Origin of the sequence: Hartmannibacter diazotrophicus (genome assembly GCF_900231165.1) — a bacterium.
Taxonomy (GTDB): domain Bacteria; phylum Pseudomonadota; class Alphaproteobacteria; order Rhizobiales; family Pleomorphomonadaceae; genus Hartmannibacter; species Hartmannibacter diazotrophicus.
In genome coordinates, this window is the sequence record NZ_LT960614.1 from 3,312,819 (window position 1) to 3,337,088 (window position 24,270).

Genomic DNA, 24,270 nt, shown 5'->3' on the forward strand with positions numbered 1-24,270 from the left:
CGCTTGACAGGACCCCTGCCCGCTCTTTATATCGGCGGCGCTTGACGCGGATGAACGTCCGCACACGGTTTCGCACCGTGTCAGGCATGTAGCAGAGTAGCTCAGTTGGTTAGAGCGACGGACTCATAACCCGTAGGTCGGCGGTTCAATTCCGCCCTCTGCTACCACTCATTTTCATGAGTTAAATCAGAGACTTCGCCGAATTTCTTTTCGTCACATGTGTTGGACATGTCTCACACACATGTACGCAGAGACCCATGGCGAGAGCATCTTACCTCCAGCGGCGCGAGGGCCGCTATTGCCTCCAGATTCGTTTTTCCCGAAGCGTCGCCGCCTTGTTCGGCAAAGAGCAGTATCGCTCTTCGTTAAAGACCACCTGCTACAAAGAGGCGAAGCTCCGCCTCACAGACGTCCTCAGTTGGTTTCACCGGATGAACGACGCCCTCGACTAGCCAAACTGGGCGAAAGCCGACTGGCTACGATCTGAAGACGGCTGGCAGCTTTGTTTGCCGGTCGCCTGGGAGAGGCATTGCCGTCGTGAGAAACGATAGGCTGTTGATTTCCACCCAGAACTGAGCCGGGATTTCCATCGAGAAGTGAGCCACCTCTGACTATGGATTTGGGTTCAGGCTTGGGTCAAGGCATGTGCGCTTTCCTTCCTCTTTCGGGTTGCGGCAGCTGAGCTTGCCTTGAAGCGGAAGCTGTCGTTTCCGGTCTCGATGATGTGGCAGCGGTGGGTCAAGCGGTCGAGCAGCGCGGTTGTCATCTTGGCATCGCCGAAGACGGTCGCCCATTCGCTGAAGCTGAGGTTCGTGGTGATGATGACGCTGGTGCGCTCGTAGAGCTTGCTCAGGAGATGGAAGAGCAGCGCGCCGCCGGAGGCGCTGAACGGCAGGTAGCCGAGCTCGTCCAGGATGACCAGGTCGAGCCTTGTCAGGCTTTCGGCGATCTGACCCGCCTTGCCTTTGGTCTTTTCCTGCTCGAGGGCGTTGACCAGCTCGATGGTGGAGAAGAAGCGGACCTTCCGGCGGTGATGTTCGATGGCTTGCACCCCCAGGGCCGTTGCGGCATGGGTTTTGCCGGTGCCCGGGCCACCGATGAGGACGATGTTCTGGGCGCCGTCGATGAACTCGCATTTGTGCAGCTGTCGCAGGGTGGCCTCGTTGATCTCGCTGGCGGCGAAGTCGAAGCCGGATAGGTCCTTGTAGGCGGGGAACCTGGCTGCCTTCATGTGATAGGCAATCGAGCGGACTTCGCGTTCGGCCATCTCGGCCTTCAGGAGCTGGGACAGTGTCGGCAGGGCGGTCTCGAAGGCCGGCGCCCCCTGTTCGGCCAGATCGGTGACGGCCTGCGCCATGCCGTGCAGCTTCAGGCTGCGGAGCATGATGACGATGGCGGCACTGGCGGGATCATGACGCATGGCGGCCTCCGGCACTCCGGGCACGAAGACCGTCGTAGCGGTCGACATTGGCCTCGGGCTCGCGGTGCAGGACCAGCGCCTCGGGAGTGTCGAGATCGGGACCGCCGGTCATCTTGCCGTCGACCAGCCGGTGCAGGATGTTCAGCACATGGGTCTTGGTCGGCACGCCCTCCACCAAGGCCAGTTCCACGGCGGTGAGCACCGCCTGTTCGTCATGGTGCAGCACGAGGGCGAGGATATCGACCATCTCGCGATCACCACCGGTCCTTCGCACCATGTGATCCTGCAACTGCCTGAAGGCGGGCGGCAGGTCCGCGAAGGGCGCGCCGTTCCGAAGAGCTCCGGGCTTGCGCTGGATGACGGCCAGGTAATGCCGCCAGTCGTAGATCGTGCGCGGCGGCAGGTGATGACCACGCTGGATGACACGGGCATGTTCGCACAGAACGTTGCCCTCGGCCGCCAAGACCAGCCGGTCCGGATAGACCCGCAGGCTGACGGGGCGGTTGGCAAATGAGGACGGAACGCTGTAGCGATTGCGCTCGAAGCTGATCAGGCAGGTGGGCGAGACACGTTTGCCCAGTTCGACGAAGCCGTCGAAGGCGACTGGCAACGGCATCAGCGCAGTCCGCTCCTCGGCCCAGACATCGGCGATCGAGCCGGGCAGCGTGCCATGTGCCGTCTCGCGCCACAGGTCCTGACAGCGCTGTTCGAGCCAGGCATTCAGCGCGGACAGGTCGGGGAAGCCCGGCATCGCCTGCAAGATCTGGTGCCGGGAATCCCGAACGTTCTTCTCGACCTGGCCCTTCTCCCAGCCGGCTGCAGGATTGCAGAACTCGGGCTCGAAGACGTAGTGGTTCGTCATGGCGAGGAAGCGGATGTTGACCTGCCGCTCCTTGCCCCTGCCGACGCGATCGACCGCCGTCTTCATGTTGTCGTAGATGCCGCGCCCGGGCACACCGCCGAAGACCCGGAACCCATGCCAGTGCGCGTCGAACAGCATCTCGTGGGTCTGGAGAAGATAGGCGCGAAGCAGGAAGGCCCGGCTGTGCGCGAGCTTGATGTGGGCGACCTGCAGTTTGGTGCGCTCACCGCCCAGCGCCGCGTAGTCCTCGCTCCAGTCGAACTGGAAGGCCTCACCCGGGCGGAAGGCCAGCGGAACGAAGGTACCGCGCCCCGCCGTCTGCTGTTCGCGCTGCCGATCGGCCTGCCATGACCGGGCAAAGGCAGCGACCCGGTTGTAGGAGCCGGTGAAGCCGAGCACGACGAGATCGGCGTGCATCTGCTTCAACGTTCGCCGCTGCTTGCGCGGTCTTGCCGCCTCAGTCTTTAGCCAGCCCGCCAGCCTCTCCGCGAAAGGGTCAAGCTTGCCCGGCCGGTCCGGCGTCGCGAACTTCGGCTCGATCGTGCCCGCCGCAAGGTGCTTGGCAATCGTGTTCCGCGACAGCCCGGTGCGCCGCGCGATCTCGCGGATCGACAGGTTCTCCCGCAGGTACATGCGCCGGATGAGGTTCAAAAGTCCCATGTGGATCACTCCGTTACCCCCGTCGCTCACCGCTTCAGGGGAAGGTTCACATGGCTCAAATCTCAGTGGAAACTACGTCGCTTCCCGGCTCAGTTCTGGGTGGAAATCAACAAATGAATATCTGATTGCGGAAAAGACCGCCCTCGCAGAGTTCGAATCCGCCGAAGCATCCGTCGAAAGCCAGAAGATAAGGCTCAATCAGACGACGATCGTCGCCCCCGACGACGGATTGATTACCACCCGCTCGGTCCAGCTTGGCACGGTCGTTTCTTCCGGCTCAGAGCTGTTCCGCCTCCTCCGTCAGCGTCGGGTGGAATGGCAGGCAGAGGTGCCCGCGCGTTATCTGGCCTGCATTCGGACAGGCATGCCCGCGAAGGTGGTTGGCGATGGCGGAATGCTGATCGATGGAACGGTCCGGCTCGTCGGGCCGACGGTGAGCACCAATACGGGCCGGGTGATGGTCTATGTCGCGCTGCCGGCATCCGTTCATCCGCCGTCCGGTCTCTACGTCACCGGTGAGATTGAGCTTGCAGTTACCACAGCACTGACCGTACCGCAGACGGCGCTCGTGATGCGCGATGGCATGACCTACGTCTTCACCGTCGAGGCCGACCGGCACGTCAAGCGCGTGCGGGTGGAGACCGGCCGCCGAAACAGCGACGAGGTCGAGATCCTTTCCGATCTCGACGCGTCGGCGAATGTCGTGACCACCGGAGGCGCGTTTCTTTCAAGCGGCGCACTCGTTCGGTTGGAGGGCGACGCCCAATGAACTTTTCCGCCCTCTCCATCCGAAATCCGGTTCCCGCCATCCTGCTGTTCGTGCTTCTGACCGCCGGCGGGCTCATCGCTTTCAATCGGCTGGCCATTCAGAACTTTCCCGACATGGACCTGCCGACAGTTCAGGTCAGCGCCGTCCTCGAAGGAGCAGCGCCAGCCCAACTCGAAACGGAAGTGGCGCGCAAGATCGAAGATCGGCTTGCCTCGCTGGACCGTCTCGAACACATGACGACGACGATCACGGATGGCACCGTCGCTCTCAATGTGTCGTTTGAGCTTGGAAAAGACAGCGCGGAGGCTCTGAACGAAGTACGCAATGCCGTCGACAGCGCCGCCGGCGATCTTCCGGTCGGAATGCTGACGCCGAGCGTGACGAGGAAGACGGTCCAGGGTTCGGCGCTCGTGACCTATGCGATGCGCTCGTCCAGCCTCGACGAGACGGAACTTTCCTGGATCGTCGACAACGACGTCACGAAGGCGCTGCTCGCGGTTCCGGGTGTTGGCGGCGTCAACCGGATCGGTGGCGTCGACAGGGAAGTGCATGTTGATCTCGACCCTCGACTGATGCGGTCGATCGGCCTTAGCGCCGCCTCGGTGTCCACGCAGCTCAAGTCCATGCAGACCGACGCCTCGGGTGGCCGGGCCGACATCGGGGGCGGCAAACAGACGATCCGCGTTCTCGGCGCGGCATCCTCGATCGAAGACCTGAAGACGCTGGCAATCCCTTTGCCGAACGGCGTTAAAGTTCGTCTTGATGAAATCGGAACCGTCGCCGACAGTATCGCCGACCGCTCCTCGATCGCCTTTCTTGACGGCAAGTTCGTGATCGCTGTCGAAGTCCTCCGCGCGAATGGCTTTTCCGATACCGGCGTTGCCGCAGCCGTCGACACGGCAATAAAGCGTTTCGCCGCAACCAATCCCGAGATGGAGATCGTCAAGGCCACCACCACCATTGGGCCGATCGTCGAAAATTACACCGGTTCGATGCATATGCTCTACGAAGGAGCAATCCTCGCCGTCGTGGTGGTCTGGCTCTTCCTGCGCGACTGGCGGGCGACCTTGCTTGCCGCTGTCGCTCTGCCACTGTCGGTCATCCCGACCTTTCTCGTGATGTCTCTCTCTGGCTTCAGCCTCAATACGGTGACGCTTCTGTCCCTGACCTTGGTGGTCGGCATTCTGGTCGACGACGCCATCGTCGAGATCGAGAATATCGCGCGCCACCTGCGAATGGCGAAGCACCCGACGAAAGCCGCGCTGGAGGCGGCGAATGAAATCGGCCTTGCCGTCATCGCCACGACTCTGACCCTCGTCGCGGTCTTCCTGCCGACCGCATTCATGGCCGGTATTCCCGGCCTGATCTTCCGTCAGTTCGGCGTGACCGCGTCAGTCGCCGTTCTTGCCTCGCTGGTCGTCGCCCGCCTGCTGACGCCGATGATGGCCGCCCATCTGATGAGGGCAAGGGCTGTCGAGGAAAAAGATGGCCGGATCATGCGCACCTACATGGTGTTCGTCCAAACATGCCTGAGGCATCGCAAACTAACCTTCTTCGGCGTCTGCCTGTTCCTCGGCCTCTCTCTCCTGACGATCCCACTGCTTAAAACCGGCTTTCTGCCAGCCTCCGACGAGTCCCAGACGAAGGTCACCCTGACGCTGCAACCCGGCAGCACAATTGCGCAGACGGAAGCAACGACTCGGCGGGCGATGGGCATCATTGGTCGTTTGCCCGAGGTGACAAGCGTTTTTTCCGCGATTGGGAGTGCATCGTCGGGCGATCTCATCGATTCCGCGACCATCGTCGATACGGCGACCGCCTCGCTCGTTATCGACTTGAAGAAGATCGGCGATCGCAGCCGCGGCCAGGCCGAGATCGAGGACAACATCCGCCAGGCGCTGGCCGTCTTGCCCGGCGTTAGAATAGAGGTGGGCAACGGCGGCAACGGCACAACGCTGCAAATAACGCTCGCCGGCGATAATCCGGATCTCCTCGAACAAGCCGCCGCTGCGCTTGAGGAACAGATGCGCACGCTTCAGGGCATTGGTGCCGTGATCTCCAGCGCTTCGCTTCAATCTCCCGAAATTCAGATCGTGCCAGATCCGGATCGCGCAGCCTCCCTGGGCGTCACGACGGAGGCGATCTCCGAGGCTGTTCGTGTGGCGACCAGCGGCGATTATTCTTCCTCGCTCGCAAAACTCGATCTGTCGCAGCGTCAGCTTCCCATCCGCGTCAGGCTCGATCCTGAGAGCCGCAAGACGCTTGCAGACATCGCAGGCCTGCGCGTCGCCGGCGCTCGCGGCAGTGTCGATCTCGGATCGGTGGCAAGCATTCGTGTCGGTGGCAGTCCAACGCAGATCAGCCGCCTCGACCGCTCCCGCAACGTCACCCTGTCCGTCGAGCTCAATGGCCGTATTCTTGGCGACGTCTACGGTGAGGTGCAGGCATTACCTGCGGCAAGAAGCCTGCCGAAAGGCGTAAGCCTTGTCGAAGCGGGCGAACTGGAGCGCAGCTCGGAGCTTTTCGAGAGCTTTGGCACGGCGATGGCGGTCGGCGTCTTCTGCATCTATGCGGTGCTGGTTCTGCTGTTCCGCGACTTCCTGCAACCGCTCACGATCCTCATGGCGCTACCACTATCGCTTGGTGGCGCGCTGCTGCCATTGGTACTGACCGGCACCAGTTTCTCCATGCCGGTGGTCATCGGGCTCCTGATGCTGATGGGCGTCGTGACGAAGAACTCCATCCTGCTGGTCGAATATGCGATCGTTGCGCGGCGCAGCGGCCTGTCCCGCTTCGACGCGCTCGTGGACGCGTGTCACAAACGCGTTCGGCCAATAGTCATGACAACGGTCGCAATGGGTTGCGGCATGCTTCCGGTGGCCCTCAGCCTCAGTGGTGGAGATTCGAGCTTCCAGCAACCGATGGCGATTGTCGTCATTGGCGGTCTAATGACCTCGACCGTCCTCAGCCTCGTCGTCATCCCGGTGATTTTCACTGTTGTCGACGACTTTCAACGGCTGCTGAAGCGGTCGGCCAAGACAAGTTCCGTCGAGCAGTCTCCGGCATAACGAGGACAGTGCAAGCGTCTCCGACCGAAACCTTAGTTTCCGAGCTGTTTCGGGAAATTATTTCCCTTGCCCCGACCCTCAGGTCCTGCCAGGAATGAAGCGGCAAACCTGTCCGCATCCATAGACACGCCTAACATATTGGCGAAAAAATCGAATTCGGTGTTTTTAGAGATTTGTCTCCGCCCTCTGCTACCACTCATTTTCATGAGTTAAATCAAAGACTTCGGCGAATTTCTGCTCATCTCATGTGTTGGACGTGTCTCACGCACATGTACGCAGAGACCCATGGCGAGAGCTTTCCTCTCCAGCGGCGCAAGGACCGCTATTACCTACAGATTCGGTTCTCCTGGCCTGCTGCCTCCAACTTCATGAAAACACCCTAACCGGGTGTCCACGAAACCGGCAGCCGGCCACAGAGCCAATTTCAGTGATCGGTTCAAGCGCGATGCAGTGCGTCAGATCACTGAACGCGGCTAGCCGGTTTGGCAGGTGTCGCAGCGTCTGGACGTAAGTGCGCATTCGCTCTACGCGTGGTGGAGGAAGTACGCATCGGAAGTTTCCAAGGGCGGAGATCAGGCCGACGAGATCAGGCAGTTGAAGCGTTATCCAACGCGGGTCACCAATTAGCGCGACATCAAGCCTAACCCCACAGGGGTCTATAGAACGCGGGGATATTCACCTAAAAGCCTCGCGAAATCAATGGCGTGTCGAGGGTCATTTCAAGACTTTGCGTCGCTTACCAGCGAACACTATCTAAGTGAAGCGCCAAAAAGAAACAAGGCCGGATCGAGCTCCAACCTTTGCCTCGTCGCACCAGCCAAGGTGCAGGCAAGTAACGAACAAGGTCGGAACCCCATCCGTCTCCTCAACGGCAATTGAATTGCCCGTGTTGCGCACTCCCCTGATTTTTCCATCGCAGCGATTTGCACATCGCCATTTGGCCGAGGCGCACATGGTGCGCGGCGGCCGAAGACTGAAAACCCAATCATCAATCCGGAGTGCCCAGATGCAGCCGAGCCGCCGCGACGTCGTCGCGACTACCCTTGCCCTTGCCGTTTCCTCGACCGGCCTTGCCGCCAAAGCCCGGGCGGCAACCTCCCCGATCCGGGCTGTTGCCTTCGACGGCTTTCCTGTCTTCGATCCGAGGGGCATCTTCGCAATGAGCGAGGAGACCTATCCCGGCAAGGGCGACGCGCTGAACGCGCTCTGGCGCAGCCGCCAGTTCGAATATACTTGGCTGCGCTCGCTCGGCGGCATGCCGTATCGCGATTTTCCGGCGGTCATCGAGGACGCACTCGTTTTCGCAACATCATCGCTTGGCCTCCCCCTCTCGGGCGAAACCCGCGACCGCATGGTCGGCGGCTTCTTCGCGATGCCGGTCTGGCCGGACGTCAAGCCGGCCCTCAGGGCCATGCGCGGCGCCGGACTGCGCCTTGCCTTCCTCAATAATTTCTCCCGGAAAATGCTCGCCGAAAACGTCCGCTACAATGGGCTGGAGGAGGATTTCGAGTTCCAGCTCAGCGTCGATGCGGTCGGCCGCTACAAGCCAGCGCCCGAGGCCTATCAGATGGGCCCCGATGCCTTTGGCCTGCCGAAGGAGCAGATTGCCTTTGCCGCCTTCGCCGGCTGGGATGCGGCCGGCGCGAAGGCCTTTGGCTTCCCCACGTTCTGGGTCAACCGGATGAAGCAGAAACCGGAAGAACTCGGCTTTGCTGCCGATGCAACCGGATCAACTCTTGGTGACCTCGCCGACCATCTCTCCGCTCGCGGGTGAGGCTTCCTCCGACGGACTCGACGCTTTCGTCATTTGTCCGACATCGCAATCGGCCAGCCGGTCGAGTTCCTCAAGCTCGACCGCATGGCGCCGCCCCCAGTCGCAAAGAGCCAGAAGAACTGGCTCCAGACTGACGCCCAACGGCGTTGCCGAATAGTCGACGCGCGGCGGCACCCGCCGGAAGACTTCCCGGTGAACGAGGCCGTGTTCCTCCATTTCCCTCAGTTGCTGGATAAGCACCTTCTGGCTGAGTGAGGGAAAGAGCCGCTTCAATTCCGAGAGCCGCTTCGGGCCTTCATAGAGGCGGTAGAGGATGATCGCCTTCCAGCGGCCGGAGATGACCTTGAGCGCCCGTTCGACGGGCAGTATCGGCAGGTTCTTGATCTGATCGCCCATGGTTACCAGTCGGTCTGTATGACACAAAAAAGTCTGTAGAGACGATATCGACTGTAAGAGCAAGACATCAGCGTGCCAAGGCCGAAAGGCCCCTGATGCCAACGCCCAGAAATGGAGCCACGCAGATGAAAGCCGTTTCCATCGACCGCTTCGGCGCGCCCGATGTGCTCACCCTCGTCGACGTCGACGCCCCCCGCCCCGGCCCTTCCGACATTCTCGTTCGGGTTCATGCCGCCGGCGTCAATTTCGCCGAAACCCTCCAGCGTCAAGACCGCTATGCGATGACGCCTCCGCTCCCGTCCATCCTGGGATCGGAGGCTGCCGGTGTGATCGAGGCTGTCGGTGGCGACGTCGCCGGCTTCTCGGTCGGTGACCGCGTCGCGGCCCCGCTCTTTGCCGCGGGCATTCATTTCGGTGGCTATGCCGAACTTGTCGCCATCGACCATCGCTATGCGGTGGGAATTCCCGATGCCGTCTCATTCGAGACGGCGGCCGCTCTCATGGTGCAGGGGTTGACCGCCGACCATCTCACCCGGCAGGCGTCGCCCACCGGCAAGGTCGTCCTGATCACGGCAGCCGCCGGCGGCGTCGGCTCGCAACTTGTCCAGATCGCCCGGCTGCGTTGCGCCAAAACCATCGTCGCCGCAGCCGGCAGCACCGAAAAGCTCGATTTCGCCAGACGCCTCGGCGCGGACATCGCCATCGACTACACCCGCACGGACTGGACCGAAGCGCTGCTCACCGCGACAGGCGGCGAAAAGCCCGACATCGTCTACGATTCCGTCGGCGGCGACATCACCATGGATTGCCTCAAACTGCTCGCCCCTGTCGGCCAGATGGTTCTCTACGGCGCGCTCAACATCCAGTCCTTCCAGTTGGGCGTGCCGGACCTCCTCGGCCTTATCTTCAACAACCAGTCTCTCACCGGCTTCGCACTGGTTCCGCTGCTGACGCCGGACATTCTGCGCCAGAGCCTCGGCGATCTGTTCGGCCTTGCTGCAAGCGGCGCTCTCAAGGTGGAAATCGGGCGGACGTTTCCCCTTGCCGAAGCCGCAGAGGCCCATCGCGCGCTCGGCGACAGGAAGACGCGCGGCAAGATCGTACTGCTTCCGTGAGTCTTCCCATTCGCCGCCTCAAGAAGGCCGGCGAAGGCCATCACGAAGCCGTGTCCCGAAAGGCCCGCGAACGTGATCTTCGACAGGTAACGACGGCGATGGCGCCGCCGAAGCAGCCGATGTGACCGCTGATGGTCGCGCCTTCATTCAGGAGAACATGACTATGGATCGTCGCACTGTTGCCCTCGCTCTCGCCGGCTCGCTGGCCTCTGCCCTCACCATGATTGCGGTTTCGGCTCCCGCCCACGCCGCCGGGACGGAGAAGTGCTACGGCATCGCACTGAAGGGCCAGAACGACTGCGCGGCCGGCAGCCATGACTGTGCCGGTATGTCCAAGGTCGATTTCGACAAGGCCTCCTTCAAGGAAGTGCCGAAAGGCACCTGCAAGACCATCAAGGGGTCGCTGAAGCCCGGCAAGGCCTGATCCAAGCCCTCTCGTGCATGTGGGCGGCGAGCTTCGTCTTGCCGCCCGCAGTCCTTTTTGGAGCGCCTCGTTCGCATGGCGCGCCCCTAAGCGCCCGGCATCCAAAAAATCATCGACACCCGGGAATATTATGCGCCCTCACCCGGTCTTGGTCCCTGCGAGGCACGAAATCGAAGCCCCGCCCACCGAAAACCGGAGACCAGACCCCATGAGCCGAACAGATGACGATGCCCCACAACTGGACGCGGACGGCATCGACCGCCGCGGTTTCCTCGAGTGCATGACCTGGGCCGGGACGGGCGTCCTGTGGGGCCTCGCCGGCGGCTTGCCGATGGCGGCGACGCTGACGAAGGCACTGGCGGCCGAGCCCACCACCAATCCCTTCACCTTCCTTCAGATCAGCGACAGCCATGTCGGCTTCGACAAGCCGGCCAATCCCAACGCGCTCTCAACGCTTGAGGAGGCGATCGCCCGCATCAAGGCCCTGCCCGAAAAGCCGGCCTTCATGATCCACACCGGTGACATCAGCCATCTTTCCAGGGACAAGGAGTTCGACGATGCCGACCAACTCATCAAGTCGGCAGGACTGCCGGTGTTCTACGTGCCCGGCGAACACGACCTGCTCGACGATGAGCAAGGAGGCAGCTACCGCGCCCGCTACGGCAAGGGAACCGAGGGCACAGGATGGTTCAGCTTCGACCAAGAGGGCGTACATTACATCGGCCTCGTCAACGTCGTGAACCTGAAGGCGGGCGGCCTCGGCAACCTCGGCGCCGATCAGCTCGAATGGCTGGAAAACGATGTCGCCGGTCTTTCCTCAAGCACACCGATCGTGGTCTTCGCCCATATCCCGCTCTGGACGGTCTATCCGGACTGGGGCTGGGGCACGTCGGACGGCGCGCAGGCGCTGACCTACCTGAAGCGCTTCGGTTCGGTGACGGTCCTCAATGGCCACATCCACCAGGTGATGCAGAAGGTGGAGGGCAACGTTTCCTTCCACACCGCCCGCTCGACCGCCTTCCCACAGCCGGTCCCCGGCACGGCGCCGTCTCCCGGCCCGATGAAGGTGCCCGAAGGCGAGTTGCGCAAGCTCCTCGGCATCACGAGCGTCAACTTCGTCCGCGGCGGCGATCCGCTGGCGATCATCGATACGCCGCTGGCGGGGTGACGATCATGCAGCACCAACAGATGAGGGCGTTTCCAGCCAGGAAGCTGATCGCGGCGACGCTCATGGCGCTCGCCCTCGGCATCGCTGCCGGCGCACAGGCGACAGCGGCCGAGACTGCTTCAGTCTCGATCGAGAACTTCACCTTCTCGCCGGCCGAACTCACTGTCACCGCCGGGACGACGGTGACCTTCACCAACCACGACGACATCCCGCATACGGTCGTCGCAACGGACAACAGTTTCAAGTCGAAGCCACTCGACACCGACGACACCTACACGATCACCTTCAAGGACCAGGGAAGTTTCGACTACTTCTGCTCGCTCCATCCTCACATGACCGGCAAGGTGATCGTCCTGCCGAACGCCGGCTAGGTCAGGCGCAACCATGGCGGCCGCAGCCTTCCTCACCCCACGCAACGCGACCAGCCGAACGCAGACCGCCCGTTGGTATCTCATTGCGTTGTCGGCCGGCCTCCTCCAGGCCGTCATGACAGCGCTGGAGCATGCCGCGGACTTCCCCACAGCGGCCACCATCGCCTCGCCGACCCTCCACGGGCCGGCGAGTGCGGACGCCGGCCTCTCCCGGCGATTTTCAACGGAGATCCTGGCCCATCTCGACGCCGCCCACACATTGGCGCGCTACCTTGTCCGCGATCATTCGGTGGCCGAGGATATCGTCCAGGAGGCATTCCTCAGGGCCTTCCGTGCATTCTCGGGCTATCGCGGCGACAACCCCCGGGCGTGGCTGCTCGCCATCGTGCGCAACTGCCATCGTGATTGGCGGACGGAACAGGCCCGGATGCGCTCGACGATGCCAGGCTCTGCTCCTTACGGAAACGAGAGCGAAGACGACCAACTGGTCACGATCCCTTCGTCCGACCTCTCGCCCGAAGAGGAGCTCTTGCGCCGCGACGAGGCCGGCCGCGTACATGCGATCCTCGTGATCATGCCCGAAATTTTCCGCGAGGTTCTGGTCCTACGCGATCTGGAAGACCTCTCCTATGCCGATATCGCCGAGGTCATCGCCGCGCCCATAGGCACGGTCATGTCGCGGCTGGCCCGCGCTCGCCGGCTTTTCGGTCGGCTCTGGCTTGGCGAACCGGACGCAGGCGGCCCGGAGGAGATGGCATGACGAACCACCTCGACAAGGACTGCTCGGACTGGGACATCGCCATGCAGGGGGCTGTCGACGGCATGCTCGACGCGGTCAACCTGCTGGCATTTGAGAACCATCTTCAGGAATGTCCGGCCTGCCGTGCCGACTTCGTCCGGACCAAAGCGGCGCGCTCTGCGATCCACCAGCATGCGGTGCGCTTCCCGGCAAGTCCGGACCTGCGACGGCGCGTCGAAGCCGCCCTCGTCCGCGAAGGTTTTGCGACCGCCTCACTTCCTTTCAAGGATCGACCCGCATGGGCCGCCTTCGCCCGCGTCGCGGCTTTCATGCGTCGCTGGAGCCTGGTGCCGTCGCTGGCGGCGTTGGCCGCGGCTCTCTTTCTCTTCATCGCACCGCCGGCAACCGATCCCGGACCGCAGACCGATCTTGTCGCGAGCCATGTCCGTTCGCTTCTCGCCAACCATCTGACGGACGTCGCGACCTCCGACCGGCACACCGTCAAGCCCTGGTTCAACGGCCGAATCGACTTCTCTCCTCCGGTGATCGATCTTGCCGCACGCGGCTTTCCGCTGGTCGGCGGACGGCTCGACTATGTCCATGGTCGGGTGGTTGCCGCCCTCGTCTACCGGCGCGACCGGCATGTCATCAATCTCTTCGTCTGGCCGGAGAGCGGCGGCATGTCCCACGCCGGCGAACACGACGGCTACAACCTCGTCCACTGGAACGAGGCGGGCCTGACCTTCTGGGCGGTCTCGGACCTCAATCCGGTGGAACTCAAGGAATTCCAGGAGGATTTTTCCGAGGACGCGCCGAAATGACGGGGTCCCAGGGCGCAATTCGCTCTGGGACCCCGTCTTCAGCCGGGTTACTGGCTGGTGAGCCTTGAGGCGATCTTCTTGACGCCGTCCATCGCGCAGGCCTCGTCCTTGTCTCCGCCCGGCGCACCGCCGACGCCGATCGCGGCGACCATCTCGCCATCGATCCGGATGGCGACGCCGCCCGCCAGCAGAAGGATGTTCGGCAACGTGACGAGCGCCGGAGCGGAGGGATTTCCCGCTGCCTTCTTCACAAACTCGCTCGTCGTGTCGAAGCCAAAGATCGGCCCCATCGTGATCACGGTATAGGCCTTGCGGAAGCTGGAATCCTGGGTGTGGATGGTGGAATGGTCGCCCTTGGCCTGCACTTTCACGACGCCGTCCGCATTGACCACCGACGCGCTGACTGGACTTGCCCGGTTCTGGTGGAGAGCGTTTAGCTCACTTCACGGGCCCTTCGCTCGAATGCGATGGGGCTCAGGAAGCCGAGCGATGAATGCCGCCTGACGGGGTTATAGAACCCGTCGATGTATCTGGCGATGGCGGTTTCGGCTTGCTGTCGGGTTTGCCATGCGACCGGCCAGATCAACTCCGACTTGATGGTCTTGAAGAACGTCTCGACCATCGAGTTGTCGTAGCAGTTCCCCTTGCCGCTCATCGAGATCAGGATGCCGCGCTTTCGAAGCTCGGCCTGATAGTCGACAGAGCAGTATTGCGATCCACGATCGGAATGGTGGACCAGCCCCGGCGCAGGGTCGCGGTTCGCAACGGCGCGCCGCAGAGCCTCGACGGGGAGGCTCAAAACCACCGGTCAGCACTTCTGGCAGGTATGCCTATTTTGACCGATTAATGATATTTGTGGTTTTATATTGTGCACTGCACAGAGCTTCGCCACGCAATTGGTACAGCAATAGGCAATCATACCCTCCCCGACCAATCCACCAACGACAGTGCCATTTATTCCTTAAAATCATTGTAAAAATCTCATGCCCCAACCTTGAGTACAGCATCATCGGAAAAAGTGCGAAACCGTTGGCTCTACAGCCATCAGACGGCAAACCAACTTGAGGCTTGTGGAAAAATTTCTGATTTGACCGTTTTATGGATTCTGTTGGCATCCTCCTTGCAAACGTCTGGGCGACGGCAGCCGGATCAGGGCCTGCTCACCAGAAACTCAGCAAAGGAGTGTCTCGATGACGAAGAGGGTGATCAACAGACGTGAAATTCTGCGACTTGGCGGCGGCGTGGCGGCCGGAGCCTTGGCCGTGCCCTTTTATGCGCGCAATGCCCTCGCCGAGGAGCCGATCAAGCTCGGCAGCCTTCTCGACGGTAGCGGGGCGCTGGGTCTTGAAGGCAAGCGCATGATCCAGACGACCGAATACGCGGTCGATCTGCTCAACCAAGGCGGCGGCCTGCTCGGCCGGCCGATCAAGCTCATTTCCTATGACACCCAGTCGACCATGCAGCTCTATACGCAATATGCGCAGGAACTGGCGCTGAAGGAGAAGGTCGACGTCATCCAGGGCGGCATCACGTCCGCGTCGCGCGAGGCCATCCGGCCGATCTTCGACCGCTCCAGGACGCTCTATTTCTACAACACGCAGTATGAGGGCGGCGTCTGCGACCAGAACGTTTTCTGCACCGGCTCGACGCCGGCCCAGACGGTCAACCACATCGTCGACTATGCCCTGAAGAACTGGGGCAAGAAGGTCTACATTATCGCGGCCGACTACAACTACGGCCACATCACCGCGAGCTGGATGAAGAAGTTCACCGAGGACGGCGGCGGCGAGGTACTCGGCACCGACTTCTTCCCGCTGGACGTGACCAACTTCTCTTCCGCCATCAGCCGCATCCAACAGGCCGCGCCGGAATTCGTCCTCTCAGCCCTCGTCGGCGCCAATCACTCCGGTTTCTACCGTCAATGGGACGCCGCCGGCATGAAGTCGAAGATCCCGGTCGGCTCGTCCGTCTTTGGACTCGGCGACGAACTCACCACTATGGACACCTCGACGACCGACGGCATCGTCACCTGTTACGGCTGGTACAACAATCTCGACACGCCTGCCTCGAAGGCGTTCGTGGATGGCATGCAGGCGAAGTTCGGAAAGGACGTCACCGACCTTTCGGAGCTCGACACCGCCACCTACGAAGGCATCATGCTGTGGGCCGAAGCGGTCAAGAAGGCCGGGACGGTGGAGCGCATGCCGGTGATCGAGGCGCTGGAATCCGGGATCACCATCGACAGCCCCACGGGCAAGGTGACCATGGATCCGGCAACCCATCATACGATCCGCAACACCTTCCTGGCCCAGCCGAAAAATCGTACGTGGGAGATCATGGCGACCTTCCCCGACAGCTTCCCAGCGGACACCGGCGGTCGCTGCAACCTCATCGACAGCCCGCGGACAAACAAGCAGTTCACGCCGGACATCTAAGTCCAGGGGCGCGGCCGTCTGCCTTTTAATGCCGCGCTCCCCGGTACTCGCACAATGCCATGGGGCAGACTTTCTGCCTGTCCCACGGCCTCGCGGCCCACGGAGCGAACATATGGATCTTGCAGGACTTCTTGCCTACAACGTCGTCGCGGGCGTCGCGACACTGGTGCTGGTCACGCTCGGCCTCGGCGTGATCTACGGCATGATGAGGATCATCAACCTCGCCCACGGCGAGTTCATGATGCTCGGCGCCTATACCGCGGTGACGGCGGTCGATGCCGGTGTCAACATCTGGATCGCGATGCTGATCCTGCCACCGGTCGTCGTGGGCCTTATCGGCCTTTTCCTTGAGCGCACGGTCATCCGCTTCCTCTATGGCCGGATGATGGACACGATGCTCGCGACTTGGGGCATCAGTCTCGGCCTCATCGGCCTGATCACGACGCTTTACGGCAATGTGGTGCACGGCGTCTCCACGCCGGTCGGCAGTTTCGATATCGGCCCCTACGGCGCCAGCCTCTACAGCCTCGTCATCTTCTTCGTGGCGCTCGCCACGCTTGCCGGCATGTTCGCGCTGCTGCGCTTCACGAAATTCGGCCTCATCCTTCGCGCCACCATGCAGAACCCGCGCATGGCCGCCGCCCTCGGCGTTTCGCCCGACCGCATCTACATGGCCACCTTTTCGCTTGGCGCGGCGCTGGCCGGTCTTGCAGGCGGGGCGCTCGCGCCGATCTCCGGCATTTCACCCTCCATGGGAGCGGCCTATATCGCCCGTGCCTTCATCACGGTGCTCGGCGGCGGCCCGGCCATCATCACGGGAACGGGACTTGCCTCCAGCCTTTTTGGCACCATCAACGAACTCGTCTCCTTCAAGACCACGCCGGTGATCGGTAACGTGGCGCTGCTCGTCGCAGCGGTGCTGCTGATCCGCGTGCTGCCGCAGGGCATCACCGGCCGCTACCTGAGGCGCAGCCTATGACCCCTGACTACAAGACGGCATTCCGCCGTTCGGTCCAGCTTCAATGGGCAAGCTTCCTGGTGATGCTTGCCGCCGGACTGGCCGTGATGTTCGGTGCCCCCCTTTTCACAGATACGTTCGGGCTCGTGCAGTTGACGGGCTTTGCGGCCATGGCGATCTATGCCTTGAGCCAGGGCTTCGTGTGGGGCTACGCCGGCATTCTCTCCTTCGGCCAGGCAACCTTTCTCGGGCTCGGCGGCTATGCCTATGCCGTGTCGGTGATAAACATGGGCGACAGCACCCTACCGGTGCTGATCTCCATCGCCGTGCCGATGCTCTTTGCCCTGCTGCTCGGCTACTTCATGTTCTACGGCCGCATCAGCGACGCCTATATCGGCGTGATCACGCTGACCGTCTCGGTGATCCTGTTTCAACTCGTCAACGCCACATCCGGCAGCCAGTACCGGATCGGCGAGGCGGAACTCGGCGGTTTCAATGGCATTCCGGCCATCCCGCCGATCAACATGCCGGGCGATCCCGACTATATCCTCGACCTCGACCAGATGTGGTACGCGGGCATGGGAGCGCTCATCCTTGCCTATGTCTTCCTGCGCGCCGTGCTCGCCAGCCGTTTCGGACGGGTGGTGGTGGCAATCCGCGAGAATGAGACCCGCGCCCAGCTTCTCGGCTACGACCCGCGTCTCTACAAGCTTCTCGCCTTCGTCGTCTCGGCCGGCGTTGCCGGGCTCGGCGGCTGCGTCTTCGCTAACTGGGGCGGTTTCATCAGTCCCACCGTCTTCAGCCTCACCATGTCCGCGGAGGTCATCGTCTTCGTTCTCGTCGGCGGTCTCGGCACCCTGCTCGGCCCTATCCTCGGCGGCGTCTTCATCTCTTGGCTGATCATCAAGGCCGGCACCCAGTCGGCGATCGATTCCAATCTCGGCCTCGGCATCGTGCTGGTGCTCTTCGTGCTGCTGATCCCGCAGGGCATCGTCCCGTCGGTTCGCGCGCTCCTGCGAGGTGTCCTTTACAGGCTGCTTCCCAAACCCGCTTCCGAAGCGACTATCGCCATGACTGAGAATCTCGCCACGGAGGGAAAGTCATGAACGCGACGTCCGTGCCTGCGACGCCGGAACTCGTTCCCCTTCTTCGGGCCCACGGCGCCACCATGCGCTTTGGCGGCGTCACCGCCGTCAACGACGTCAATTTCACCCTTGGAGAGGTGGAGCTTCGTTGCCTGATCGGGCCGAACGGCGCCGGCAAAAGCACCTTCTTCAAGATGCTCACCGGCCAATTGAAGCCGACAGAGGGCAAGATCAGCTTCCGCACCACGGACATCACAGGGGCCGAGCCGCACGAGATCGCGCGCCTCGGCGTCGGGATCAAAACACAGGTGCCCAATGTCTTCAACGGCCTCACCGCCTACGAGAACATCTTCGTCGCCGCCTCGCGCGGCAAGTCTATCCAGCGCACGCGCGCCATCGTCGACGAGACGCTGACGCGGCTGAAACTCACGGACATCGCCAGCCGCATCGTCGGCCAGCTCGCCCACGGCCAGAGGCAATGGGTGGAGATCGCCACCGTCATCGCCCAGGAGCCGGAGCTGATCCTGCTCGACGAGCCGGCCGCCGGCATGACCCACGAGGAGGTCAACCGCACCGCCGAGCTCATCCGCGAGGTCAACCGGACCCAGGCCCTCATCGTCGTCGAGCACGACATGCAGTTCATCCGGATGATCGCGAAGACCGTCACCGTCTTCAACCAAGGTCGGATTCTCATTGAAGACAGCGTCGACAAGGTGCTTGCCGACCAGCGGGTGCGCGACGTCTATCTCGGCAAGCAGGCGGCATGACCATGGCGAATAACGACACTCCTCTCCTTGCCGCCAACCGCCTCGACGCCGGCTACGGCCGCATCCCGATCCTTTTCGGCGTGAACTTTGCTGTCCGCGCTGGCGAGGCTGTTGGCATTCTGGGCCATAACGGAATGGGCAAGACGACCCTGCTACGAACGCTCATGGGTTATCTGCCCGCGACGTCCGGCGCGGTGACTTTTTCCGGCGCCGATGTCACGCGGGACACGCCGACGAAGCGCGCCCGTGCGGGCATGGGTTACGTGCCGCAGGGACGCGAAATCTTCCCGAACCTCAGCGTTCGCGAAAATCTCGTCATGGGCTGCCTCCTGGCCGAGCGGCCGGAAGAGGAGACCATCGCCGACATCCTGACAATTTTCCCCCGCCTCAAGGCCTATCTCGACCGACCGGGCGGGGCGCTCTCCGGCGGCGAGCAGCAACTTCTCGCGCTGGCCCGGTGCCTCTGCCAGGACCCGCGCATCCTCCTGCTCGACGAACCGACCGAAGGCATCCAGCCGTCCATCATCGAGGAAATCATCGAGACGCTGCACGACATCCGCACGAAGCGGGGGCTCACCATCCTGCTCGTCGAGCAGAACCTCAATTTCATCTCCTCCCTCTCGGACCGCATCCTCATCCTCCAGAAGGGGACGATCGTGCGCGAGGTGACGCCGGACGCAGCCCGCAACAGCGAGACGGTCGACGAATTCGTCGGAATGAACTGACCCGCCCGCTCCGCCTTACCCGAAGCTCAACATGGTTGAAGACATCATGGATACTGCCGCCGCTCCCTTGCCTGAAATGGATCTCGTGGAGATGACCCTCGCCGACGTCGCCGACGCCTTCGCCCGCGGCATCACAGCCGAAGCGCTGGCGGCGGCCTTTCTCGAGCGGATCAAGACCTACAATCCCCAATACAACGCCATCATCTACCTCAACGAAAGCGCCCTCGACGACGCCCGCGAGATCGACCGTCGGCGCGCAGCCGGGGAGGAACTCGGACCGCTCGCCGGCGTGCCGGTAGTGGTGAAGGACACCATGGACATGGTTGGCTTTCCGACAACGGCCGGCTGGCACTTCCTCTCGTCGAAGGCCGGTGGCGTCGATCTGATCCCGGAGACGGATTCCCCTGTCGTTGCCCGTATCCGAAACGCCGGCTGCGTCATTCTCGGCAAGACCAACGTCCCGGTCCTGAGTGCCACCGGCAGCCATGCGAGCGACAGCTGGGCCGGCCCAACGCTCAACTCGGCCATGCTCGACCGGATGCCGGGCGGCAGCAGCGCAGGCACGGCAACCGCCGTCGGTGCCAGTCTCGCCGTCCTCGGCCTTGCGGAGGAGACCGGCGGTTCGATCCAGAATCCGGCGGCCGCCCAGGGCCTCGTCGGTATCAAGCCCACCTTCGCCCTCGTACCCAATGCCGGTGTCGTACCGCTCGCCGGCAGCACCCGCGATGTGGTCGGACCGATTGCTCACTGCGTGCGCGACGCCGCCCTGACCCTCGACGTTCTGGCCGGCTATACGGCCGAGGACCCGAAGACCGTCGCCGGCATCGGCAAGAAGCCGGAGGGAGGATATGCATCCAGGTTGAGCACGACCGCGCTTCAGGGCAAGCGGCTCGGCCTTTATGGGCCCGGTTGGCGCGACCGCTCGCTGTCGGAGGACTGCATGCTTCTCTATGAACGCGTTCAGAAAGAGCTGGAAACACGCGGCGCCACGCTCGTCGCCGATCCCTTTGCCGGTTCCGGCTTCAACGAAATCGGCAAGCCGGCCAAGGGGCTCGACCACTATGACCCGAGCGGCATGGAGAGCGTTCCTTACGACATGGATCTCTACCTGAAGCGCCTTGGACCTTCGGCCGCCTTGAAGAGCTTTGCCGAATTCGCCGAGGCGACAAAGGCTGAGGATCCTTTCGCGCCCGACGGTGTGCTCTTCTTCCTGCGCGATCTCCCAGGGCTCTGGAAGGGCCTTGAAAATCCTACGACGCCGCCGGACTTGCCGGAATTCCTCGCCGCCCGCGAGGCCTATCTGAAGATTCTCGCCAAGGTGATGGAGGGCAATCGTCTCGACGCCCTCATATTCCCGCAGATGCGCGACGAGCTGCCTCCGCTCGTCGGGTCGGAGACAATCCACGAGACCTGCGTTTGCGAACTCAATATCGCCGGGCTGCCGGGGGTGACGGTGCCCGCCGGTACCTATCCGTCCGGCGCTCCGTTCAACATCATATTTATCGGTCCGCTGTGGAGCGAGGCCGACCTTCTGGCCCTTGCCTACGACTACGAGACGGCGACCGGCTATCGCAAGGCGCCCAATCTCGTTTCGGGACAGTAAAAAATGTCGGCGCAAGTGCAGGGAGATGTCCTCGCTCCCTCTCCAAATTCCATTTTCTTCCTGTACCTTGGCGGCAACGGGAGGAAATTCGGACATGCTGACCAGACATCGTCATCAGGAAATCGTCGCGGCCTTGCACAATGTCGGCAAAGTGGAAGTCGCCGATATCGCGCTACGCCTCAATGTTTCGGAAGAAACGATCCGGCGCGACCTGAAGACGCTAGAAGGCGAAGGGCAGCTGCGCCGCATCTATGGTGGTGCGGTCCTGCCGCGTCTCGATCAGGAACGCCCGCTCATGGAGCGCGGCAAGCTAAACTCGCGGGAAAAGGCCCAGGTGGCGCAGATCGCGCTTGGCCTGGTGACCGACGGCCTTTCCATCTTCATCGACACCGGCACGACGACGCTGGCATTCGCGCGGCGGCTCGTCGGCCGTTCGCTGACCGTCACGACCAACTCGATCGACATCGCGCTGTTGCTGGCGAACGGTCCGACGCGGGTCAACCTCGCGCCCGGGACGCTGCGCCCGAAGGACAACGCGCTCGTCGGCTACGAGACCATCACCTACGCCCGGCGCTTCTTCTTCGATATCGCCTTCATGGGCATTGCGGCCTGCGACATCGACCACGGCTGGATGGACTACGAGGAACACGAGTCGGCGCTGCGCAAGACGCTGCGCGGGCAGACTCGCCGGTCCGTTCTTCTGGCGGATTCCCGCAAATTCGGGCGCCAGGCAAATCTCTACACATTCGGCCTCGGCGATCCGCTCACGGTTGTGACGGACAAACCGCCCCCGCAGGCCTTTCAGGACATCTTTACTAGCAATGACATCGATCTCATCACTTCATGAACGATTTGATCCGGCACAGAGCCTACCATTCCTTCTGTCCCGCTTCGCGGCTTTCGGCGCGACCCGCAACGGCGGTGTAACCAGACTTTGCGCCTCGCCCGAGGACGGCGACGCCCGCAGCTTCTTCAAAGACGCCCTCACATCCGCCGGCGCCAAAGTTTTGACAGACGCGGTCGGCAACCAGTTTGGCATCTTCTCCCTGACGGATCGCCCGGACGCGCCCATCGTCATGATGGGATCGCACCTCGATAGCCAGTCCCGCGGCGGCAAGCTCGACGGCGCGCTCGGCGTCGCGGCAAGCTTGTGTGTCGGGCAGTCGCTGCTCGACGCAAAACGCGGCGGAACCCTGTTCGACGCCAATTTCTGTGTGGTGAACTGGACCAACGAAGAAGGCGCCCGATTCCGTCCGAGCCTCCTCGGCAGCTCGTCCTATGTTGGCCTCTTCAGCACCGACTACGTTCTCGACCGCCGGGACGACGATGGCATCAGCCTCGGCGAGGCCCTTTCGGCGATCGGATATCGGGGAATGGACACCCCCCCGCAGCTTCCCGGTTGCTATCTGGAGCTTCACGTCGAGCAAGGCACCCGTCTGGAAGAGATGGGTGCGCAGATCGGGATTGTCACCCGCAACTGGGGGGCCGTGAAGTTCCAGGCCGCCTTCCTCGGCGAGCAGGCTCACACCGGTCCAACCGCCATGGAACGCCGGAAAGACGCTCTGCTGGGCGCAGCCCACGCCATCATTGCCGTGCGAGAAATCGCGGATCGCTGGGCAGGCATCGTGCATACGTCCGTCGGACGCATTCAGGTCGAGCCCAACTCGTCCAATGTCGTGGCGGCACGCGTCGAAATCTCGATCGAGGTCCGCTCCTCCGACGACGCCGTCCTTTCCGAAGTCGCAGCCCTTGCGGAAAAGGCAATCGAAGATGCGGCCGAACGGGCACGAGTCAGGGCCGAAATCGAAAGCCGTTCCGACCGGAAAATCCGGGAACTGCCTCACGACGTCTGCAATCTCATTGCCCTTTGTGCCAGCGAAGGCGGCCACGAGAGCTTGCAGATGGACACGATAGCGGGCCATGACGCGATTAGTCTGCTCGGCATCTGCCCGACCGGACTTATTTTCGTTCCAAGCATCGCCGGAATTTCCCATAACGAAGCCGAGGCAACGGATGAGGCCGATCTTGCCGCGGGCCTCGACGTCTGCATACGGGCAGCCGAACGGCTGTGCCGTGCCGGGGCGTCACCGCAAAGAGCGGTACTCATTGATCTGGAGGCAAGCCAATGAACGCACGCACCGACATCACGTCGGCGCTGGGCCAGCGGGTCGAGGGAGCGATCGCCAGCGTTCCCGGTCTTGCCGGCGGAACATGGCGGATAGCAGCACTGCCTGTCGCTTCGCCCATCCATAGGGCAACGGCATCCGATTGCGTCATCGTCGATGTCCCCGGCAACGATCCGGTCTTTATCAAATTTCGCCAACCCGACGTCGCGACAACCGCCCTTCCATCGGCAACGACCGCTGCGCGAAGGGCCGCTGCCACGGGTGTGGCTCCGACGGTGATCGCTGACGGCAGCGATTGGCTGGCTCTCGCATTTCTGGCGCCACCATGGCGCTATGCCCGTGTTGGGGATCTTCAGGATCTTGAACTCACTACAAAGGTTCTCGAGGCGAAGAAGGCGCTGCACGAAACAGGATTGATCGGCGAAGGGTTTTCGCCTTTCGCGATGATCGAGACACTGGCCTCCGAAGCAACCGCCCTCGGCGTTCCTCTGCCCGACGAAACCGACCGTCTCATCGCGCTGGCACGATTGGTTCGGGCGGCAATCTCGGCGTCGGGCATCGATCCCTGTTTCTGCCACAACGATGGCATCGCCTCAAACGTCATGATCGACGGGAATGGCGTTCAGTTGGTCGACTTCGACCTTGCGGCGGACAACGACCCCTGGTTCGACGTCGGCGCCCTGATCAACGAGGTCTGCAACTTTGATGCGGAGCGCCACGCGATGGTCGAGCATTATGCAGGCCACCTCGATGAACGGCTCTACAACCGTTGCCGTCTCTATGGCGCGATCGATGACCTCATGTGGGGCCTTTGGGGCGTGACGACAGCAATCAGGACGTCACGCACCGGCATCGAGTTCTGGAAATACGGCGCTTGGCGTCTGTTTCACGCTCGCACGACTTTCAACGCTCGGGACTTCGAACTCTGGCTCCGGCGACTATAGGATCCGACACGGTCAGGCCCCGGCCCCATCGTTGAAAGAC

The 24,270-nt window shown here is 62.5% G+C and carries 21 protein-coding genes, 1 tRNA gene and 3 pseudogenes; 20 read left to right on the top strand and 5 right to left on the bottom strand.

Going from position 1 to position 24,270, the window contains the following annotated elements; genetic code table 11:
• Nucleotides 1-90: 90 nt before the first annotated feature.
• Nucleotides 91-167: transfer RNA gene (locus HDIA_RS15420), tRNA-Met, on the top strand.
• Nucleotides 168-257: 90 nt separating this feature from the next.
• Nucleotides 258-452, top strand: a complete 195-nt coding sequence (locus tag HDIA_RS26105; protein WP_099556964.1) for a DUF6538 domain-containing protein — start codon at nucleotides 258-260, stop codon at nucleotides 450-452.
• Between the two features lie 173 nt (nucleotides 453-625).
• Here the strand turns inward: HDIA_RS26105 and istB are convergent, their stop codons facing one another.
• The gene (gene istB / locus HDIA_RS15430; protein ID WP_099558940.1) at nucleotides 626-1,420 is read right to left on the bottom strand and encodes an IS21-like element helper ATPase IstB; all 795 of its coding nucleotides are present in this window, start codon (nucleotides 1,418-1,420) and stop codon (nucleotides 626-628) included.
• On the bottom strand, nucleotides 1,410-2,942 hold the full coding sequence (gene istA, locus HDIA_RS15435) for an IS21 family transposase (RefSeq protein WP_099556965.1): 1,533 nt from the start codon (nucleotides 2,940-2,942) through the stop codon (nucleotides 1,410-1,412). Before istA ends, istB begins: the two co-directional genes overlap by 11 nt.
• A gap of 115 nt (nucleotides 2,943-3,057) precedes the next feature.
• On the opposite strand from istA, the pseudogene HDIA_RS15440 reads away from it, so the two are divergent.
• From HDIA_RS15440 to HDIA_RS15450, 3 genes and pseudogenes are all read left to right on the top strand, one after another.
• Nucleotides 3,058-3,711, top strand: a pseudogene (locus HDIA_RS15440) (efflux RND transporter periplasmic adaptor subunit); the annotation flags it as partial.
• The gene (locus HDIA_RS15445; RefSeq protein WP_099556966.1) at nucleotides 3,708-6,779 is read left to right on the top strand and encodes an efflux RND transporter permease subunit; all 3,072 of its coding nucleotides are present in this window, start codon (nucleotides 3,708-3,710) and stop codon (nucleotides 6,777-6,779) included. The pseudogene HDIA_RS15440 and the gene HDIA_RS15445, both read left to right, overlap by 4 nt.
• Before the next feature lie 1,006 nt (nucleotides 6,780-7,785).
• Nucleotides 7,786-8,553 (top strand): haloacid dehalogenase type II, encoded by a 768-nt coding sequence (locus HDIA_RS15450; RefSeq protein WP_099556967.1) that lies wholly within the window; start codon nucleotides 7,786-7,788, stop codon nucleotides 8,551-8,553.
• Here HDIA_RS15450 and HDIA_RS15455 read toward each other — a convergent pair.
• A complete protein-coding gene (locus tag HDIA_RS15455) occupies nucleotides 8,509-8,949 on the bottom strand; it encodes a winged helix-turn-helix transcriptional regulator (protein ID WP_099556968.1) in 441 nt (146 codons plus the stop codon). The two genes, HDIA_RS15450 and HDIA_RS15455, sit on opposite strands and share 45 nt — an antisense overlap.
• A gap of 125 nt (nucleotides 8,950-9,074) precedes the next feature.
• Here HDIA_RS15455 and HDIA_RS15460 point away from each other — a divergent pair, with 125 nt between their 5' ends.
• The 6 genes from HDIA_RS15460 (at nucleotide 9,075) to HDIA_RS15485 (ending at nucleotide 13,587) form a co-directional block, all read left to right on the top strand.
• Nucleotides 9,075-10,064 carry a quinone oxidoreductase family protein gene (locus HDIA_RS15460; RefSeq protein ID WP_099556969.1) on the top strand — a complete coding sequence of 330 codons (990 nt, stop codon included), beginning with the start codon at nucleotides 9,075-9,077 and terminating at the stop codon, nucleotides 10,062-10,064.
• 163 nt (nucleotides 10,065-10,227) lie between these two features.
• Entirely contained in the window at nucleotides 10,228-10,488 is a 261-nt protein-coding gene (locus tag HDIA_RS15465) for a BufA1 family periplasmic bufferin-type metallophore (RefSeq protein WP_099556970.1), read from the top strand.
• A gap of 208 nt (nucleotides 10,489-10,696) precedes the next feature.
• Nucleotides 10,697-11,656 carry a metallophosphoesterase family protein gene (locus HDIA_RS15470; RefSeq protein WP_099556971.1) on the top strand — a complete coding sequence of 320 codons (960 nt, stop codon included), beginning with the start codon at nucleotides 10,697-10,699 and terminating at the stop codon, nucleotides 11,654-11,656.
• A 5-nt stretch (nucleotides 11,657-11,661) separates the two neighbouring features.
• Nucleotides 11,662-12,027: a cupredoxin domain-containing protein gene (locus HDIA_RS15475; protein WP_099558942.1), complete on the top strand. Its 366-nt coding sequence runs from the start codon at nucleotides 11,662-11,664 to the stop codon at nucleotides 12,025-12,027.
• 13 nt (nucleotides 12,028-12,040) lie between these two features.
• Nucleotides 12,041-12,787 (top strand): sigma-70 family RNA polymerase sigma factor, encoded by a 747-nt coding sequence (locus HDIA_RS15480; protein WP_099556972.1) that lies wholly within the window; start codon nucleotides 12,041-12,043, stop codon nucleotides 12,785-12,787.
• On the top strand, nucleotides 12,784-13,587 hold the full coding sequence (locus HDIA_RS15485; protein ID WP_099556973.1) for an anti-sigma factor family protein: 804 nt from the start codon (nucleotides 12,784-12,786) through the stop codon (nucleotides 13,585-13,587). Before HDIA_RS15480 ends, HDIA_RS15485 begins: the two co-directional genes overlap by 4 nt.
• A 47-nt stretch (nucleotides 13,588-13,634) precedes the next feature.
• Here the strand turns inward: HDIA_RS15485 and HDIA_RS15490 are convergent.
• Nucleotides 13,635-13,997: pseudogene (locus HDIA_RS15490) on the bottom strand (GlcG/HbpS family heme-binding protein); the annotation flags it as partial.
• Nucleotides 13,998-14,041: 44 nt separating this feature from the next.
• Nucleotides 14,042-14,380: pseudogene (locus HDIA_RS15495) on the bottom strand (transposase); the annotation flags it as partial.
• Nucleotides 14,381-14,777: 397 nt separating this feature from the next.
• Here HDIA_RS15495 and HDIA_RS15500 point away from each other — a divergent pair.
• The 9 genes from HDIA_RS15500 to HDIA_RS15540 all read left to right on the top strand — a co-directional run bounded on the left by HDIA_RS15500 (nucleotide 14,778) and on the right by HDIA_RS15540 (nucleotide 24,230).
• Nucleotides 14,778-16,022 carry an ABC transporter substrate-binding protein gene (locus tag HDIA_RS15500; RefSeq protein ID WP_099556975.1) on the top strand — a complete coding sequence of 415 codons (1,245 nt, stop codon included), beginning with the start codon at nucleotides 14,778-14,780 and terminating at the stop codon, nucleotides 16,020-16,022.
• 112 nt (nucleotides 16,023-16,134) lie between these two features.
• Complete coding sequence (locus HDIA_RS15505) at nucleotides 16,135-17,001, top strand: branched-chain amino acid ABC transporter permease (RefSeq protein WP_099556976.1); 867 nt, start codon at nucleotides 16,135-16,137, stop codon at nucleotides 16,999-17,001.
• On the top strand, nucleotides 16,998-18,086 hold the full coding sequence (locus HDIA_RS15510; RefSeq protein WP_099556977.1) for an ABC transporter permease subunit: 1,089 nt from the start codon (nucleotides 16,998-17,000) through the stop codon (nucleotides 18,084-18,086). The genes HDIA_RS15505 and HDIA_RS15510 overlap by 4 nt, the downstream gene beginning before the upstream one ends.
• A complete protein-coding gene (locus HDIA_RS15515; RefSeq protein ID WP_099556978.1) occupies nucleotides 18,083-18,832 on the top strand; it encodes an ATP-binding cassette domain-containing protein in 750 nt (249 codons plus the stop codon). Before HDIA_RS15510 ends, HDIA_RS15515 begins: the two co-directional genes overlap by 4 nt.
• Before the next feature lie 2 nt (nucleotides 18,833-18,834).
• Nucleotides 18,835-19,557 carry an ABC transporter ATP-binding protein gene (locus HDIA_RS15520; protein ID WP_099558943.1) on the top strand — a complete coding sequence of 241 codons (723 nt, stop codon included), beginning with the start codon at nucleotides 18,835-18,837 and terminating at the stop codon, nucleotides 19,555-19,557.
• A 46-nt stretch (nucleotides 19,558-19,603) separates the two neighbouring features.
• Complete coding sequence (locus tag HDIA_RS15525) at nucleotides 19,604-21,160, top strand: amidase (RefSeq protein WP_099558944.1); 1,557 nt, start codon at nucleotides 19,604-19,606, stop codon at nucleotides 21,158-21,160.
• A 94-nt stretch (nucleotides 21,161-21,254) separates the two neighbouring features.
• Nucleotides 21,255-22,007: a DeoR/GlpR family DNA-binding transcription regulator gene (locus HDIA_RS15530; RefSeq protein ID WP_099556979.1), complete on the top strand. Its 753-nt coding sequence runs from the start codon at nucleotides 21,255-21,257 to the stop codon at nucleotides 22,005-22,007.
• Nucleotides 21,982-23,289 carry a Zn-dependent hydrolase gene (locus HDIA_RS15535; RefSeq protein WP_099556980.1) on the top strand — a complete coding sequence of 436 codons (1,308 nt, stop codon included), beginning with the start codon at nucleotides 21,982-21,984 and terminating at the stop codon, nucleotides 23,287-23,289. The genes HDIA_RS15530 and HDIA_RS15535 overlap by 26 nt, the downstream gene beginning before the upstream one ends.
• Nucleotides 23,286-24,230, top strand: coding sequence for a phosphotransferase family protein (locus HDIA_RS15540; protein WP_099556981.1), 945 nt, complete (start codon nucleotides 23,286-23,288; stop codon nucleotides 24,228-24,230). The genes HDIA_RS15535 and HDIA_RS15540 overlap by 4 nt, the downstream gene beginning before the upstream one ends.
• Nucleotides 24,231-24,270: the final 40 nt, after the last annotated feature.